Source organism: Cryptosporangium phraense, from assembly GCF_006912135.1.
GTDB classification, from domain to species: Bacteria; Actinomycetota; Actinomycetes; order Mycobacteriales; family Cryptosporangiaceae; genus Cryptosporangium; species Cryptosporangium phraense.
In genome coordinates this window covers 395,121-410,668 of sequence record NZ_VIRS01000003.1, presented here as the reverse complement: position 1 = coordinate 410,668, position 15,548 = coordinate 395,121, and the positions used below count along the sequence as shown (strand labels likewise).

The window sequence follows — 15,548 nt, the reverse complement described above, 5'->3', positions numbered from 1 at the left end:
CGCCGGTTCGGTCTCGGCGGCGGTGCTCGCGCCGCTGGGGACGCCGGCGACCGCCGGTCCGTCCCGACCTCCGGTTGACCCTGTTCGGCGGGGGCGGCCGGGCGTCGCGCGGGGTGGCCGGGGCGCGTGCGGGGATGGCAAGCTTCGCGGCGAGACGACATCCGTCCCACTAGCGGCAACGTCACGTTGAGCCAATCGTGAGCTCCGTCGACGAACGTGGGGCACATCGTCTTTGCTCCGCTCCCCGAACGCTAGGAACGCTAGGAAGCCGATGAAGCACGCCGCCGTTCGCACCGGTTTAGTCGCTGCCGTCCTGACCGTCGCACTCCTCCCGGCCGCGCCGGCCGGCGCGGTGACCGCGCTGGACACTCCGCGCGGGAAGGACCTCGCGATGCGGCTGGTGTCCAGCGCCGAGAACTCGACCCTCGATTGGCGCGCCCAGTACGCGTACATCGAGGACATCGGCGACGGGCGCGGCTACACCGGCGGCATCATCGGGTTCTGCTCCGGCACGTCCGACATGCTCGCGGTGGTCGTGCGGTACACCGCGAGGAGGCCCGGCAACCGGCTGGCCCGGTTCCTGCCGGCGTTGGCGCGGGTCGACGGCACCGCGTCGCACTCCGGGCTGGGCGCCCCTTTCGTGGCCGCGTGGCGGGCCGCCGCGTCCGACCCGGCGTTCCGGGCCGCACAGGACGAGGAACGCGACCGGTCCTACCTCGGTCCCGCCGTTCGCCGGGCCAAGGCCGACGGTCTGCACGCGCTGGGTCAGTTCATCTACTTCGACGCGATCGTCATGCACGGCCCCGGCACCGACCCGAGGAGCTTCAGCGGGATCCGCGCCACCGCGATGAGGCTCGCGCGGACGCCCGCCCAGGGCGGCAGCGAGAGGGCGTACCTGAGCGCGTTCCTCACCGCCCGCCGAGCCGTGATGCGCGCCGAGGGCCTCGACACCAGCCGGATCGACACCGAGCAACGCCCGTTCCTCGCCGCCGGCAACCTGACCCTGGCCGCCCCCCTGACCTGGAAGACCTACGGCACGACGTACACGATCACCGCGCCGTGAGGTCGACCTCGACGGTGAACGGGGCTGAGATCCGGACGGCGCCGGTGAAGAGGTCACCCTCGTGGTAGCGGTCCGTGGCCGGGTCCAGGACGTAGGTGTAGACGAGCGGCACGCCGGTCGCGGTCTGTTCGACGCGCCAGTAGAAAGCAATGCCGGCCTTCGCGTACTGGTCGGCTTTGACGATGCGGTCGGTGGTCTCCGAGCCGGGTGAGACGACCTCGACGACGAGGAGCACGTCCTCGGGCCGCGTCGGCGTCACGTCGATGGTGTCGGCGCGATAGACGGTGACGTCCGGGCGGCGGTTGTTGAGCGGCACATCGGTGAGCCGGACGTCGAAGTCGGTATCCGCGTTCCAGTCCGGCCCCGCCGCATCATCCAGGGCGTTGGCCAGCAGCCGGGCCAAGCGGTTGTGACGCTTGGACGCACTCGGGCTCACGACGACCATCCCGTCGACTATTTCGATGCCCGCGCATTGCTCTTCGGTCCAGACCGCGTACTGCTCCGCGGTGACCTGTTCGTGCATCCACGCGGGCGCCACCATCCCGGTCATGAGGCACCTCCGCAAGCGCACGACGTGGGCTGACTGACGACGTCAGGGTATCGCGCCATGCTGAGGCGACTCGGCTCCGCGCGCCCGTCGAAATTGTTGTCTCGGGAGGCAACCCTCGGCGCGGTGGGATTCGTCCATTCGGGCGAAGGAGGTGCCGATGCAACGACGAGCGCTCGACGCGGAATTCGCGTGCTTCGTCCGGGACAACCGGACCGACCTGGTCCGCACCGCTCGCCTGCTCGCGAGCGGTGACCCGCACCGGGCCGAGGACCTGGTGCAGACCGCGCTGGTCCGGGCCTACGTCTCGTGGGGCCGGATCCGGACCAGCGACCACCCGGTCGCCTACGTCCGGCGCAGCATCGTCAACGCGCACATCGACGAGAGCCGTCGACCGTGGTGGCGCCGGGAACGGTCGGTCGACCAACTGCCCGAACGGCCCCACACCACTCCGGCCGACGACCTGGGCGACGCCGTCCGGGCCGCGCTCACGACGCTCCCGCCGAAGATGCGCGCGGTCGTCGTGCTGCGGCACTGGCTCGACCTGAGCGTCGAACAGACCGCGGAGTGGCTCGGCTGTTCCGAAGGAACCGTGAAGAGCCAGAACGCCAAGGGCGTCGCCAAGCTACGCCAACTCCTGGAACCGCTACCCGTGTCACCCGGGCGGAGGTCCCGATGAACGACATCAAACGCCTGCTCGCCGCAGCCCTGAACGAGGAGCACACCCCCATGACCACCGACGTCCGCCCGACCGACCCGACCGCCGACCTCGACCGCGGCCGCCATCACCTGTACCGCCGACGCGCGGCGATCGCCGGCGGCGTCGCCGTGGCCGCTCTGCTCGTCGGCGGCGCCGCCGCCTGGGTCGGCACGTCCAGCACCTCCAGCACCTCCAACACCCCGGTGACGGCGCAGGCGCCGGCGAAGAACCAGATCCAGCTCGTCGCCTACACCGGCAAGCAGCCCAAGGGATACCGCGTCGAGCAGCTCCCGGACGGCTGGGTCATCCAGGGCGGCAGCGAGTCCTCGCTCACGATCGCGCCGAGGTCCGCGGCCGACAAGGACCCGGACTCGTTCGTGAACAAGCTGACCGTGCTCTCGGCCTCGTCCGACACGCCGAAGGGCGAGCTCACCCAGGGCACCCCGGTCCCGACCGGCGACCGCACCGGCTACCTCCGCAGCACCGACGGCATCCAGATCTTCACGTACCAGGACAAGTCCGGCCGGTGGGTGCAGATTCAGGTTCCGGCCCAGCTGCACTGGGACGGCGCCCGCATCGCCGAGTTCGCCACCGGCATCACGGTCGTCAACGGCGCCGGCGACGCCCACGGCTGACCCGCCGCACCTGACAGCCCGGGCGCCCACGCGCCCGGGCTGACGCCCGCCCGAGCCCGAACGCGCCCGGGCTAACGCCCGGCCACGCCCGGGCTCAGCGATTCGAGATACCCACGTAGCTCAAATACCGCCGAGCGACCCGATCCCCCAACCCCGTCCGGATCCGCTCCGCCACCGCGTCCAACAACGCCTCCCGCACCCCCTCCGGCAGCGCGGACTCGTCCTCCCAAGGCGGATGACCCCACGCCGGATGACCGGGCGCGAAGCGCTCGTGCAGGTCAGCGGTCTCCGCGTACACCTCCGGCTCCCCCGGGCGCCGCACGACGACGTGCCCGAGCACCGCGAACGACCCACCCGGACGCACGACCTCCCGGAACCGTCGCCACCCCACCACCGGATCGACCCAGTGCCACGACGACGCCGCCAGCAGCACGTCGAACCGCCGGCCCCGGTCGTCCCACCGCTCGAACGTCGACTCCTCGACCGGCACTCCGGGCACCGCCCGCCGGGCCGCCGCGGCCAGCGCGGGCCCGGGCTCGAGCGCGGTCACGTCGCAGCCGCGGGACACCAGAGACCGCGTCGCCTGCCCGGTACCGCAGCCGACCTCCAGCACCGACGTCCCCGGCGCCAGCCACTCGAACAGCGCATCCGGGTACCCCGGACGAACCTGCGAGTACAGCTGCGCGACCTCGTCGAAGAGAAGCACTCACGAATTCTGCAACGCCTCCAGCGCCTTCGAGCCGTAATACGTCGCCGGCCCGCCGCCCATCAGGATCGCGACCCCGATCGCCTCCTCGACCTCGGCCGCGCTCGCCCCGGCCCGCAGGGCCCCGTCGACGTGCCAGCCGATGCATCCCTCGCACTGCGAGGTGATCGAGATGGCCGTGGCGATCAGTTCCTTGACCTTGCGCGGTAGCTCGCCGTCGGCCAGCGCGGCCTCGTGCACGGCGGTGAACGCCTTCATCGTCTCGCTGGTGCCGCCGGCCTTGGCCAGCTTCCCCAGCCCGAGCTGGAAATCCTTGCGATCCGCCACTGAGGTCTCCCTAGGAGGCTCCCGACCGACTGGTCGGTTCACAGGCCATCTCTACGCCATCACCACGCCTCTAGGCAACGGTTGACAGCGCGCAGGCCGCAGCGTAGGAAACAACGAACCGACTGTTCGGTCGACTGCGGTCAGCGAGCCCTCCCGGGCCCAGAACGCGCACAGGAGCGTGAAACGCCGTGCCACCAGACCCGAACACCACCTTCGGCCTCGACGGCCGCGTCATCTGGATCACCGGCGCCAGCCGCGGGATCGGCGCCGCGATCACCCACCAACTGGCCCTGGCCGGCGCACACCTCGTCCTCCAGGCCCGGACGGAGGCGGCCCTGCAGGACGTCTGCGCGAAGGCCGAGGCGGACGGCGCCGAGGTCATCCCGGTCGTCGGCTCGATCACCGACGAGGCCGTCGCCGCCACCGCCGTCAGGAAAGCAGAGCAACGGTGGGGTCACCTCGACGGCCTGGTCAACAATGCGGGCATCAGCCCGGTCCTCAAGCGCAGCGAGACCATGCAGCTCGACGAGTGGCGCGAGGTCTGCGAGACGAACCTGACCGGCACGTTCATCGCGACGATGGCCGCCGGACGGCAGATGCTCGACCAGGGCGCCGGCAGCATCGTCAACGTCTCGAGCGTCCACGGCCAGGTCGCCGGACCGCGCATCGTCGCCTACGCCGCCTCCAAGGGGGGCGTCGACATGCTGACCCGCAGCCTCGGCGTCGAGTGGGCCGACCGGGGCGTGCGCGTCAACGCGGTGGCGCCCGGCTACGTCGAGACCGACATGACCGAGGCGCTGCGCGCGCACGACCGCTGGTCGGCGATCCTGCTCGGCAAGATCCCGATGGCCCGCTTCGCCACGCCGCAGGACGTCGTCGGCGCCGTGCACTTCCTGCTCTCGGACGCCGCCCGCTACCTCACCGGAACCGTCCTCAACGTCGACGGAGGTTGGACAGCCCAATGAGCTCCCGTTTAGAGATCTACCGCGTGATGGTCCTGGCCCAAGCCTGGGAACAGGCCCTACTCAGGCTCATCGACGAGAACCTGGCGCCGGCCAGCTACCACCCGGGCCGCGGCTCGGAGGGCTCCGAGGTCGGCGCCACGCTGGCCCTCGAAGACACCGACTACCTGCTCTACGACCACCGCGGCATGGCCCACATCATCGCGAAGGGCACGTCGCTCACCGCCCTGTTCGGCGACTTCCTGGGCAACGAGCTCGGCACCACCAACGGCCTCGGCGCCGGCATCGTGCACGTCGCCGACCCCGAGCGGGGCGTCCTCGGCCAGTCGGGCACGCTCGGCGGCAGCCAGCTCATTGCGTCCGGCGCCGCGCTCTCCGCCAAGCTGCGCAAGTCAGGCCAGGTCACGATGTGCTTCATGGGCGACGGCGCGGCCAACCGCGGGACGTTCCACGAGGCTGCCAACGCGGCCGGGGCCTGGAAACTCCCGCTGGTCTTCGTCGTCCAGAACAACGGCTGGGCCGTGTCGACGCCCACCGAGCACTCGACCGGGGGCTCCTTCGTGGACCGGGCGAAGGGCTACGGCTGGCACGGGGTGCAAGTCGACGGCCAGAACCCGTTCGACGTCCACGACGTCGCCGTCGAAGCCGTCGAACGAGCCCGCAGCAACAACGGGCCGACGCTCATCGAGGTCAAGACCGTCCGCCTCACCGGCCACTACCTCGCCGACCCGCAGCAGTACCGCAGCGCCGAGACCAAGGCCGACGCGTCCACGAAGGACCCGATCGTGTTCGCCCGCAAGCTCCTGCACGAGAGCGGCGAGGCCACCGAGGACGAGCTGGAGAAGATCGAGGCCGAGGCCAGGACCCAGGTCGACAACGCCCGCGACGAGGCCCTCAAGGGCAACCAACCCGGCCAAGACCTGCTCACCCGCTACACCTACGTCTGAGGAGCACCGATGCCCCGAACCATCACGTACTCCGAAGCGATCAACGAGGCACTCCGCGAGGAGATGGAGCGCGACGAGCGCGTCGTCCTCCTCGGCGAGGACGTCGGCCGGATGGGCGGCATCTTCGGCGTCACCCACGACCTGTACGAGCGCTTCGGCCCCGACCGCGTGCTCGACACCCCGATCTCCGAGATGTTCATCGTCGGCGGCGCGGTCGGCCTGGCCATCACCGGCCTGCGCCCGGTCGCCGAGCTCCAGTTCGCCGACTTCATCTTCAACGCGGCCGACGAGACCTACGCGAAGATGAGCAAATGGCGGTACATGCACGGCGGCAACTTCACCGTGCCGATGACCCTCCGCCTCCCTGAGGGCGCGACCGGCGGCGGTGGCGCCGAGCACTCGCTCTGCCCCGAGGCCGCGCTGCTGGCCCACCCGGGTGCGCACATCGTCGTGCCGTCCACCCCTGCGGATGCCAAAGGCCTGCTCAAGGCCGCGATCCGGGACGACAACCCGGTCGCGTTCTTCGAGCACAAGGGCCTGTACGCGACCCGCGGCGAGGTCCCCGACGGCGAGCACCTGGTCGAGATCGGCAAGGCCGACATCAAGCGCGAGGGCACCGACGTCACGGTCGTCGCCTGGGGCCGGATGGTCAGCCGCGCGCTGGAGGCCGCGAAGAACTCCGACGCGTCCGTCGAGGTCCTCGACACCCGCGGCCTGCGCCCCCTCGACACCGACGCGATCTTCGCCAGCATCGAGAAGACCGGCCGGCTCGTCATCGCCCAGGAGGCTCCGAAGACCGGCGGCGGCGCGTCCGAGATCGCGGCGATCGTCGCCGAGGAGGCCATCGACCTCCTCGACGCCCCGATCAAGCGCGTCGGCGCGCTCGACATCCCGCTCCCCCAGAACGCGATGCTCGAGGCGATGGCGATCCCGACCGCGGCCGAGATCCAGGTCGCGATCAAGGAAGTCCTGGCCTGATGCACCTCATCCACCTGCCCCAGCTGGGCTACACGATGGAGAACGGGGTGATCACCAGCTGGCTGGTGCAGCCCGGTGAGTCGTTCGCGGTCGGTGACCCGCTCTACGAGGTCGAGACCGAGAAGAACGCGGTCCAGGTCGAGGCCCGCCTGGCCGGCACGCTCGCCCGCGTCGTGGCTCCGTCCCTGGAGGCGCACCCGGTCGGCACGCTCCTCGCCGTCGTGGCCGACCCCGGAGAAACCCCGTCGTCCGAGGCCATCGATGCCCTGCTCGCGTCTCACCACGATGATTACGCCGAGCCGAGCGCACCGTCGGCGCCTGGCGGTGGCGGCGCACCACCGGAAGCAGCCAACGACCGCACCACCGCCCGGGGCGACGGCGCGCGCGTCCGCGCCGTCCCCAAGGTCAAGGCGTTCGCGGCCGAGAAGGGCGTGGACCTCAGCGCCCTGACCGGAACCGGGCCCCGCGGGTCGATCACGATGACCGACGTCGAGGCCTACCTGGCCACGGTCGGCGCGACCGGCGCCGAGGGGCCGGCCGCACTGGTCCCGTCCGACGGCGGACCGGCCGTCCGGGAGCAGCGGGTGCTCACCGGGGTCCGGCGGGCGATGGCCGAGAACGTCGCCCGGAGCTGGAGCGAGATCCCCCAGTTCGTCCAGCAGTTCCGGGTCGATCTCACCGCGGTGCGCCGCCATCGCGCGGCGCTGAAGGCCGACGGCGTCCAGGTCGGCCTGACCGACGTCCTGATCGCCGCGCTGGCCCACGCGGCCCAGGAGGTGCCGGAGATCAACGCGACGGTCGACGGCCGGACCGTGACGCTCTACGGAGCGGTCAACGTGGCGATCGCGGTCGCGACCGACCGCGGCCTGCTCGTGCCGGTGCTGGCCGACGCCCAGTCGCTCACGCTGGCCGAGATCGGCGACCGCAGCCGGGCCCTGACCGCGCAGGCTCGGGCCTCGGAGTCGGCCGGCGGCGCGCCGGTGACCGCCACGGTCACGCTGTCGAACCTCGGCCAGTCGGCCGTCGAGACCGGAACTCCGCTGGTCACGGCGCCGCAGACCGCGATCCTGTTCGCCGGGGCCACCGTGGACACCCCGGTCGTCGAGGACGGCGACGTGGTCGTGCGTCCGCTGCTCGGGCTCAGCGCCGCGTACGACCACCGGGTGGTCGACGGCATCACCGGGGCCCGGTTCTGCAGCGCGGTCAAACGTCTGCTGGACAAGCCCGAACTCCTCGACACCCCGGCGGTGACCTCGTGAGAATCCTCGTGACCGGCGCGGCCCAGGGCATCGGCAAGGCCGTGACCCTGCGACTGGCCGCCGACGGTGAAGACCTCGTGCTGTTCGATCGCAACGAGGAGGGGCTGGCGTCCACCGTCAAAGAAGCGACCGACGCCGGCGCGGGCAGCGTCCAGACGTATGTCGTGGACGTGCGGGAGCACGACCGCCTGCGGGAGCTGGCGGAGCGCCTCGACGGCGAGGAGCCGTTCGACGGCCTGGTGAACGTGGCCGGCGTCGGCCTCATGTCGAAGTTCCCGGAGCTGTCGCTGGAGCAGTGGCAGTGGACGTTCGACATCAACGTGGCCGCACCGTTCGTGCTCTCGCAGGCGATCGGCGTGCGGATGGCCGCGCGCGGCCGCGGCCGGATCGTCGTGATGGCGAGCATCGCCGGCAAGGGCGGGTCGGCCGAGCTGGCCGACTACTGCGCGTCGAAGGCGGCGGCGATCTCACTGACCCAGTCGCTGGCCCGGGCCCTCGGCCCGAGCGGGGTGACCGCGAACGCGGTCTGCCCGGGTCTGGTCTGGACCCCGATGTGGGAGGCCACCGGTTCGTGGCTGGCCGCCAACCAGCCGGCTTTCGCGTCGGCCGGGATGAGCAACCACGAGGCCTTTCTGGCCACGGTGAAGGCGAGCACGCCGCTGCAGCGGCCGACCCGGCCGGAGGACATCGCCGCGACCGTGCGGTTCCTGCTCTCCGACGACGCCGAGCTGATCACCGGCCAGGCGATCAACGTGGACGGCGGGATCGAGGTGCACTAGGTACAGCTAGGTCCACCGTGGACAGGGTGGCTGGCTGGCCGTTGCTCCCGGCGCGGTTCTCCTAGCGTCGGGGGCATGGCTGGAATCGTTCGCCGGTACCCGCTGACCTGCTTTTTCGTGGCGGTGTACGGCATCACCTGGTTGTTCTGGCTGCCGTACGCGCTGTCGGAGGACGGGCTCGGATGGTGGCACTTCCGGTTCCCAGAGGTGCTCGGGGACACGCAGCTGGCCGGGTTGCTGGTCGGCGGCTACCTGGGTCCGTTCGCGTCGGCGTTCGCGGTGACTGCGCTGGCCGACGGGGTTCCCGGGCTACGCCGGTGGCGGGCCCGGCTGTTCCGGTGGCGGATCGCCCCGCGGTGGTATCTGTTCTCGGTCCTGGGGATTCCGCTGGTGCTGCTGGCCGGGAGCCTGGTGCTGACCCGGGACGTGCACCGGGTCGGCGTGTCGATGATCCTGCTGTACCTCGGCGGGATGGTGCTGCAGATGCTGACGTCGTCGCTGGCCGAGGAGCCGGGCTGGCGGGACTTCGCGCTGCCGCGGCTGCAGGCGCGGCACGGGCCGCTGCTCGGGACCGTGATCCTCGGGCCGTTGTGGGCCTGGTGGCACCTGCCGCTGTTCCTGACCACGTGGAACCGGGGCGGCGGCGGGCTGCGCGCAATCGCGCTGTTCACGCTGCTGGCCGTGGCGTTCAGCGTGGTGATCACGTGGGCGTTCAACCGGACCGGGGAGAGTCTCCCGGTGGCGATGCTGATCCACGCGAGCAACAACAACACGTTCTCGGTGCTGACCCCGGTGCTGTTGCCGGGGTTGGTCAATTCGGAGCAGGTGACCGTGGCGAGCCTGATCGGGTACGGGGTGCTCGCGGTCGTGCTGGTGATCGTGACGCGGGGGCGGCTGGGTTATCCGGGGCCGGTCCCGGGCCGGACTTCCGGGCCGGGCCCGGGTTCGGGGCCGGCCGCGGACCGGGCCGAGGTGGCCCGGTCCGTCGGGGACGTCACGACTTGAAGACGTCCTTGATCTTCTCGCCGGCCTGCTTGAGGTTCGCGCTGGCCTGGTCGCCCTTGCCTTCGGCTTCGAGGTCCTTGTCGTCGGTGGCCTTGCCTGCGCCTTCCTTCACCTTGCCGCCGAGCTCTTCCGCCTTGTTGCTGACCTTGTCGTCGGCGCCCACAGTCGTCCTCCTGTTGTGCCGCCCCACGGGATGCGAGGCCGGAGACTCGCGGAATACCCGGCCGGCCGTCTCATAATCCTGTGAGTCCGAGCTGCGGCGACCCGGTCGCCTGCGGTCCCGGGCGCGTCACAGCCCACCTGAAGACGCATGGCGTGGACGCCGACCCCTTCGCCCGCCGGAGCCTCGGCCTCATCGGTGGGTCAGGGTGCCCTCCAAGAGGAGCGTGGTGACCGCGGCAGCAGCTTCCTCGATTCCCCGCCGGCCGCTCCCGACCGCCTCGATCGCGCCTTTGGTCAGGCCCGAGAACAAGTCGAGCAGAAGATCGGGAGGAACGTCCGCTCGCAGCGCGCCGTCGGCGAGCGCACGACGGAACAGCGCGCGGATGGGCTCGAGCACCTTCTCGTCGAATCCGGGCTGCTCCTCGCTGTGCCGCACGCCATCCCTGCTCAGGTAGACGTACTTGCTCCCGGTGGCCACGATGACGCGCGAGAGCCGGGCCACCGCCTCCTCGAAGGGAACCGACGGCAAGTCGGCCTGCTCGATCCGAACCGCCAATTCCTGCACGCTGGCCGCGGCCATCGCGCCCGCCAACTGCTCGCGATTGGGGAAGTACCGGTAGACGGTGGCGCGCCCGACGCCGGCCGCGCCGGCGATCTCCTCCATGCTCGCCGCCGCGCCCCGCGCCGCCAGAACCTTCGCCGCGCTGTCGATGATCGCGGCCGCGGTGCGGTCCCGGAGCGCTTCGCCCTTGGTCATGCCTCCGATTCTGGAGCACGTTGACTCACCGGTCGCGTAATGAGACGCTGATGTCTCATTGTGCCGGAGGAGGCCGCCGTGATCGCTCGGGTTCAGACGTTCCACCACTCGGCCGAGAAGCTCGACGAGCTGACCGAACTCACCCGTCAGCAGGTCGCGGCGGCGCGCTCGATCCCTGGCTTGAACGGCTACTACCTCCTGGTCGACCGCGACAACGGGAAGGCCGTGTTGCTCTCCTTGTGGTCGTCCGAAGAGGACTTACGCCGTCTCGAAGCGACCAACGCGTCGACGCGTGAACGCGTTGAGGCCGAAGTCGGCGTCCAACCGCCGGCCGCCGAGATCTTCGAGGTGGCCCTCCGTGCCGCCGCGCCGTCTTCCTGACCGCGCCCGCCCCGTCCGGACCAGAGCGGGCTAGAGCCTGTCCCCAAGGGCTGTCTTGTCGTAGCGACGGCGGTAGGCCAGCTTGTCGAAGGCCGTTGGCCGGCCGCCGGACCGGACGCGGCACTGCCGGTGGGCCTGCTGATCACGGCGTTCCGGGATCGTCGTGATGATGCGGCGGCGACGCCGATGGCCGCGGATCGCGCGGCTGGAGTAACCCTTGTCCGCGAGGACTCGAGTCGTTGACGTTCCCGCCGGTCAGCACACGGTCAGGGGCCGACCATGGCCGTCGCCGGGCCGGGCCCGGCACGCGCTGGCGGTGCGCTGGTGAGCGCGCACGATGCTGGAATCGACCGACACCTCACGGTCGAGCTCGTCGATCGCCTCGGCGATCACGCGCACCTGCTGCACCAGCCGGGTCAGGGTGCCGTTGCGCGACCAACGCCGGCAGCGGCACCCGACACCGCAAGTAACGCCGCGATCGCCTGCCGATGGCCATCGGTCGACTCACGCCGACGCACCTATGCAGCAGCAACTACTTCGAGAACACGGGCTAGCGGGCCGCGAGTGGGAGGCGGACCGGGGGCGGGAGCGGACCCGGGTCCGGAATAGCCCGGAACGACTGGAGCATCAGGGCTCCGAACCGGCGGGAAGCAGCGGCGCGCTGCGCGGGCGACTCCGCCCGAATGCCCTCATTGGCCATCAACGCCAGAATCGCATCCTCGAGCACGAAGTCACTCCGCAGAGCCCCAGCGAGCTTCGCCCGGCGAATCAGCTCGAGCATCCCGCGCAACGACCGGTCCCGCTCGGCCGCAACACCGAGCGTCGCATTGAACGCCCGGGAGAAGCCGCGGTTGAGCGCATGCACCTCGAGCAGTCGCAGGATCACCCCGGAGAAGCCGTCCCACGGATCCTCGGCGGCCAGCCCCTCGGCGACGATCTCCGAACAGAGCGCCCTCTCGTCCGCGAACGCCTCCGCGAGCAGCGCCTCCTTGGTCGGGAAGTGCCGGTAGACGGTCGCCGGGCCGACGCCCGCCTGCCGGGCGATCTCCCGGATCGGCACCTCGAGGCCGTCGGCGGCGAAGGCGGCCCTCGCGACGGCCAGGATCCGCGAACGGTTGTCCTGGGCGTCCGCTCTCAGTTGTCCGGCCACGGCTCTCACTTTAGCTAACCGGACGGGGTGTTCCGTTAGCGTCGCCAGGCATGAGAGCAGTGGAGTTCGCGCAGTACGGGCCGCCCGACGTGATGCGGGTGGCCGACGTTCCCGAACCGCACGCCGGGCCGGGCGAGATCCGGATCGCCGTGCGTTCGTCGGGACTGTCGGCCGGCGAGACGATGATCCGCTCCGGGGCGATGCGCGACGCCGTCCCCGCGGAGTTGCCGTGGCGGACCGGGTTCGACGCGGCCGGCGTCGTCGACCAGATCGGCGACGGGGTGGCCGGGGTCGCGCTCGGGGACGAGGTGTTCGGGTGGGCCTCGATGGCGACGCGGGCCGCGAACGCGGATCACGTCGTCCTGATGGCGTAGGCGCCGAAGCCTCGGAGCTGGAGCTGGCCGGAGGCCGGCGGTGCGGCGGGCGCGGTCGAGACCGCGACCCGGGTGCTCGACCGGCTGAAGGTGGCGCCCGGGCAGACGGTGCTGATCAACGGCGCGGCCGGTGGGACCGGAGCGGTGACGGTGCAGCTGGCGGTGGCCCGCGGAGCCCGGGTGATCGGGACCGCGAGCGCGGCGAACCACGAGTTCCTGCGGTCGCTGGGCGCCGAGCCGACCACCTACGGACCGGGGCTGGTGCACCGGGCCCAGGAGCTGGCACCGCACGGGGTCGACGCGGTCGTCGACTGCGCGGGCGGCGCGCTCCCCGACCTGATCGCGATCGCCGGTTCGCCGGACCGGGTCGTGACGATCGCCGACTTCACCGCGGCCGCCCACGGCGTCCACCTCTCGCACGGGGCGCCGGCCGGCTCCGACGTCGGGTCCGACGCCGATCCGCAGGCCGTCCACGCGCTGGGCATCGCGGTCGAGCTGGCCGACTCCGGCCGGCTGCGGATACCGGTGGCGGCGACGTTCCCGCTGGAGCAGGCCGCGGCCGCGCACGCGCTCAGCGAGACCCGTCACGCCCGCGGAAAGATCGTCTTCCTCCATTAGGTTGGTGGGCACAAAACTTTGGCGAAGCCAAAGTTTCGGCGTACTGTTCTCGACATGGCGCGAGAACAGGGTCTGCGGGACCGGAAGAAGGCGGAGACGCGCGAGCGGATCGCCGACGTGGCCGCCGGGCTGTTCGCCGAGCACGGCTACGAAGCGGTGTCGGTGATCGACGTCGCGCGCGCGGCGAACGTGTCGGACCAGACCGTCTACAACTACTTCCCGGCCAAGCAGGACCTGGTCCTCGACCGGGTCGACGAGTTCCTCGAGCTCTACCGGCGGGCCGTGCTCGAACGCGGCGCCGGGGTGAGCCCGGCCGGCGCGATCCGCCCGCTGCTCGAGGCCGACATCGAGCGGTACCGCCACACCGATCCGCGCCAGGGGCGGGGCGAGTTCTTCACGCAATGCGTGATCAGCCCCGTCCTGCGCCGGTTCGCGCTCGAATTCCGGGAACGGCAGATCGAGGTGGTGGCCGACGCGATCGTCAGCACCTGTCCGGATCTGGCCCCCCTCAGCGCGACGGCCCACGCCGCCGCGCTCGTCGCCGTCGTCCAGGCGATCGGCGACCGGATCGGCGCCGGGCTCCGCGACTCCGCCCCGGTGGCGGAGTTGGTTGCCGAGCTGACCCGCGTCGCCTCGCTCGCGCTCGACGACCTCGACCGCGCCTTCCGCAGCGTCACAACCCCAGGAGCACCCTCGTGAAGAACAGCCGCGTCCTCATCTCCGGCGCCAGCATCGCCGGCCCGGCTCTGGCCTTCTGGCTCGACCGCTACGGATTCGACGTCACCGTCGTCGAGAAGGCCGACGGAATCCGGACCGGCGGTCAGGCCGTCGACTTCAAAGGACCCGTCCATCGGACGGTCCTCGAGAAGATGGGCATTCTGGACGCCGTAGAGCAAGCGTCCGTCGGGTCCGACGACGGGGCGATCGTGAACGCGAAGGGGCGCCGGATCGGAGTCGTGCCGGGCGCGTTCGCCGGTGGGGAGATCAACATTCCGCGCGGCGACCTGGCCCGGATCCTGTACGACCTCACCGCGGAATCGTGCGAGTACGTGTTCGGCGACTCGATCGCCACGCTGACCGAGACCGCGGACGGCGTCGACGTGACGTTCGTCCACCGGGAGCCGAGGACGTTCGACCTGGTCATCGGCGCGGACGGGATTCACTCGACGGTGCGGCGGCTGGCGTTCGGCCCGGAGTCCCGGTTCGTCACGCACCTCGGGTACTACTACGCGCTCGCCGGCCTGGACGCCGGGGACGACGACGTGATGTACAACGAGCCGGGCCGGATGGCGGCGCTGGGAGGCTCCAAGGCCCCGGCGTTCTTCGTCTTCGCGGGGCGTCTCGAGCCGGGGGTGCGGGAGGACGTAGCGGCGCAGAAGCAGCGGGTCGCCGAGGCGTATCGGGGTGGGAAGTGGCGGTTGCCGGAGCTCGTGGGGAAGCTGGAGGGGGCGTCGGAGTTCTATCTGGACTCGATCAGCCGGGTGACGGTGGAGCACTATTCGGCGGGGCGGGTGGCGCTGGTCGGGGACTCGGCGTACGGGAATGCGCTGGGTGGGTTCGGGACTGGGTTGGCGATGGTGGGGGCGTATGTGCTGGCCGGGGAGCTGGGGTTGGCGGGAGGTGACTACGGGATGGCGTTCGGGAGGTACGAGGAGAAGTTCCGGGATTATGCATCGGTGTCGCGGAAGGTGAATGCGGGGCGGCTGTTGGCGCCGCGGGGTTGGGTGGGGATCGTGGGCCGGAATGTTTTGTTTACGGCGTTGAAGGTGTTCGGGCCGTTGATGAGGGTGTTCGATCGTCCGGCTAGCAACATCGCGCTCGAGGACTATCCGCTGCCGACGGGCGTTTGATCTGCGGCGGCGGCTGAGTCGGCTAGGCGGGGGTTTGGTGGCGGCTTCGGCTGGGGGTCATTCCGGCGGGGGCCTGGCGGGTGCGGTGTGCGCCGACCCGCGTGCCGCGGTAGGCGGCGCGCAATGCATGCCCGGGGCCGCGGGCCCGGCCGACGCGGCGCAGGAGAGCCGCCGCGGTAGGCGGCGCGCGGCGGGCACAGCACGGCATGGGGGCGTATGCGGGTCGCGGCATGCACGGCATCGGACCCGAGCAGCGCGCCCCCGGCTCGGTCGACGTTCGGCTTCGCGGCCTCGGCTCCGAGTTCGTCGTGACGAGGCGGGGGCACGGAGCGCGGTGCGCGGGAACGC

At 71.2% G+C, this 15,548-nt stretch carries 19 protein-coding genes and 1 pseudogene; 13 read left to right on the top strand and 7 right to left on the bottom strand.

Annotation, left to right across the window (positions count from 1 at the left end; translation table 11 throughout):
- Positions 1–271: 271 nt before the first annotated feature.
- Positions 272–1,063, top strand: coding sequence for a chitosanase (locus FL583_RS06740; protein WP_142703577.1), 792 nt, complete (start codon positions 272–274; stop codon positions 1,061–1,063).
- Here the strand turns inward: FL583_RS06740 and FL583_RS06735 are convergent.
- Positions 1,050–1,604, bottom strand: coding sequence for a Uma2 family endonuclease (locus tag FL583_RS06735; RefSeq protein WP_142703652.1), 555 nt, complete (start codon positions 1,602–1,604; stop codon positions 1,050–1,052). The genes FL583_RS06740 and FL583_RS06735 overlap by 14 nt on opposite strands.
- Before the next feature lie 166 nt (positions 1,605–1,770).
- On the opposite strand from FL583_RS06735, the gene FL583_RS06730 reads away from it, so the two are divergent.
- Together FL583_RS06730 and FL583_RS06725 are read left to right on the top strand one after the other, a co-directional pair.
- The gene (locus FL583_RS06730) at positions 1,771–2,289 is read left to right on the top strand and encodes a SigE family RNA polymerase sigma factor (protein ID WP_142703576.1); all 519 of its coding nucleotides are present in this window, start codon (positions 1,771–1,773) and stop codon (positions 2,287–2,289) included.
- Positions 2,286–2,945: a hypothetical protein gene (locus tag FL583_RS06725; RefSeq protein ID WP_142703575.1), complete on the top strand. Its 660-nt coding sequence runs from the start codon at positions 2,286–2,288 to the stop codon at positions 2,943–2,945. Before FL583_RS06730 ends, FL583_RS06725 begins: the two co-directional genes overlap by 4 nt.
- A 94-nt stretch (positions 2,946–3,039) precedes the next feature.
- Here the strand turns inward: FL583_RS06725 and FL583_RS06720 are convergent, their stop codons facing one another.
- Positions 3,040–3,651 (bottom strand): class I SAM-dependent methyltransferase, encoded by a 612-nt coding sequence (locus tag FL583_RS06720; protein ID WP_142703574.1) that lies wholly within the window; start codon positions 3,649–3,651, stop codon positions 3,040–3,042.
- Entirely contained in the window at positions 3,652–3,978 is a 327-nt protein-coding gene (locus FL583_RS06715) for a carboxymuconolactone decarboxylase family protein (protein WP_142703573.1), read from the bottom strand.
- 188 nt (positions 3,979–4,166) lie between these two features.
- On the opposite strand from FL583_RS06715, the gene FL583_RS06710 reads away from it, so the two are divergent.
- From FL583_RS06710 to FL583_RS06685, 6 genes are all read left to right on the top strand, one after another.
- Entirely contained in the window at positions 4,167–4,943 is a 777-nt protein-coding gene (locus FL583_RS06710; protein WP_142703572.1) for an SDR family NAD(P)-dependent oxidoreductase, read from the top strand.
- On the top strand, positions 4,940–5,887 hold the full coding sequence (locus tag FL583_RS06705; protein ID WP_142703571.1) for a thiamine pyrophosphate-dependent dehydrogenase E1 component subunit alpha: 948 nt from the start codon (positions 4,940–4,942) through the stop codon (positions 5,885–5,887). The genes FL583_RS06710 and FL583_RS06705 overlap by 4 nt, the downstream gene beginning before the upstream one ends.
- 9 nt (positions 5,888–5,896) lie before the next feature.
- The gene (locus FL583_RS06700) at positions 5,897–6,865 is read left to right on the top strand and encodes an alpha-ketoacid dehydrogenase subunit beta (protein ID WP_142703570.1); all 969 of its coding nucleotides are present in this window, start codon (positions 5,897–5,899) and stop codon (positions 6,863–6,865) included.
- Positions 6,865–8,124, top strand: coding sequence for a dihydrolipoamide acetyltransferase family protein (locus tag FL583_RS06695; protein ID WP_142703569.1), 1,260 nt, complete (start codon positions 6,865–6,867; stop codon positions 8,122–8,124). Before FL583_RS06700 ends, FL583_RS06695 begins: the two co-directional genes overlap by 1 nt.
- Positions 8,121–8,903 (top strand): SDR family NAD(P)-dependent oxidoreductase, encoded by a 783-nt coding sequence (locus FL583_RS06690; RefSeq protein ID WP_170323519.1) that lies wholly within the window; start codon positions 8,121–8,123, stop codon positions 8,901–8,903. Before FL583_RS06695 ends, FL583_RS06690 begins: the two co-directional genes overlap by 4 nt.
- 75 nt (positions 8,904–8,978) lie before the next feature.
- Positions 8,979–9,908, top strand: a complete 930-nt coding sequence (locus tag FL583_RS06685; RefSeq protein ID WP_142703567.1) for a CPBP family intramembrane glutamic endopeptidase — start codon at positions 8,979–8,981, stop codon at positions 9,906–9,908.
- On the opposite strand, the gene FL583_RS06680 is transcribed toward FL583_RS06685, so the two are convergent.
- Both FL583_RS06680 and FL583_RS06675 read right to left on the bottom strand, forming a co-directional pair.
- The gene (locus FL583_RS06680; protein ID WP_142703566.1) at positions 9,898–10,071 is read right to left on the bottom strand and encodes a CsbD family protein; all 174 of its coding nucleotides are present in this window, start codon (positions 10,069–10,071) and stop codon (positions 9,898–9,900) included. The two genes, FL583_RS06685 and FL583_RS06680, sit on opposite strands and share 11 nt — an antisense overlap.
- Before the next feature lie 189 nt (positions 10,072–10,260).
- Entirely contained in the window at positions 10,261–10,827 is a 567-nt protein-coding gene (locus tag FL583_RS06675; protein WP_142703565.1) for a TetR/AcrR family transcriptional regulator, read from the bottom strand.
- A 78-nt stretch (positions 10,828–10,905) separates the two neighbouring features.
- On the opposite strand from FL583_RS06675, the gene FL583_RS06670 reads away from it, so the two are divergent.
- A complete protein-coding gene (locus tag FL583_RS06670) occupies positions 10,906–11,208 on the top strand; it encodes an antibiotic biosynthesis monooxygenase (RefSeq protein ID WP_170323518.1) in 303 nt (100 codons plus the stop codon).
- A 255-nt stretch (positions 11,209–11,463) separates the two neighbouring features.
- Here FL583_RS06670 and FL583_RS39975 read toward each other — a convergent pair whose 3' ends face one another.
- Together FL583_RS39975 and FL583_RS06665 are read right to left on the bottom strand one after the other, a co-directional pair.
- Complete coding sequence (locus FL583_RS39975; RefSeq protein ID WP_170323517.1) at positions 11,464–11,616, bottom strand: hypothetical protein; 153 nt, start codon at positions 11,614–11,616, stop codon at positions 11,464–11,466.
- Positions 11,617–11,758: 142 nt separating this feature from the next.
- Complete coding sequence (locus tag FL583_RS06665; protein ID WP_142703563.1) at positions 11,759–12,358, bottom strand: TetR/AcrR family transcriptional regulator; 600 nt, start codon at positions 12,356–12,358, stop codon at positions 11,759–11,761.
- Between the two features lie 50 nt (positions 12,359–12,408).
- Here FL583_RS06665 and FL583_RS42825 point away from each other — a divergent pair.
- From FL583_RS42825 to FL583_RS06650, 3 genes and pseudogenes are all read left to right on the top strand, one after another.
- A pseudogene (locus tag FL583_RS42825) lies at positions 12,409–13,350 on the top strand (NADP-dependent oxidoreductase).
- A 54-nt stretch (positions 13,351–13,404) separates the two neighbouring features.
- Positions 13,405–14,049 (top strand): TetR/AcrR family transcriptional regulator, encoded by a 645-nt coding sequence (locus FL583_RS06655; RefSeq protein WP_142703562.1) that lies wholly within the window; start codon positions 13,405–13,407, stop codon positions 14,047–14,049.
- Complete coding sequence (locus FL583_RS06650; RefSeq protein WP_142703561.1) at positions 14,046–15,200, top strand: FAD-dependent monooxygenase; 1,155 nt, start codon at positions 14,046–14,048, stop codon at positions 15,198–15,200. The genes FL583_RS06655 and FL583_RS06650 overlap by 4 nt, the downstream gene beginning before the upstream one ends.
- The last annotated feature ends 348 nt before the right edge of the window (positions 15,201–15,548 follow it).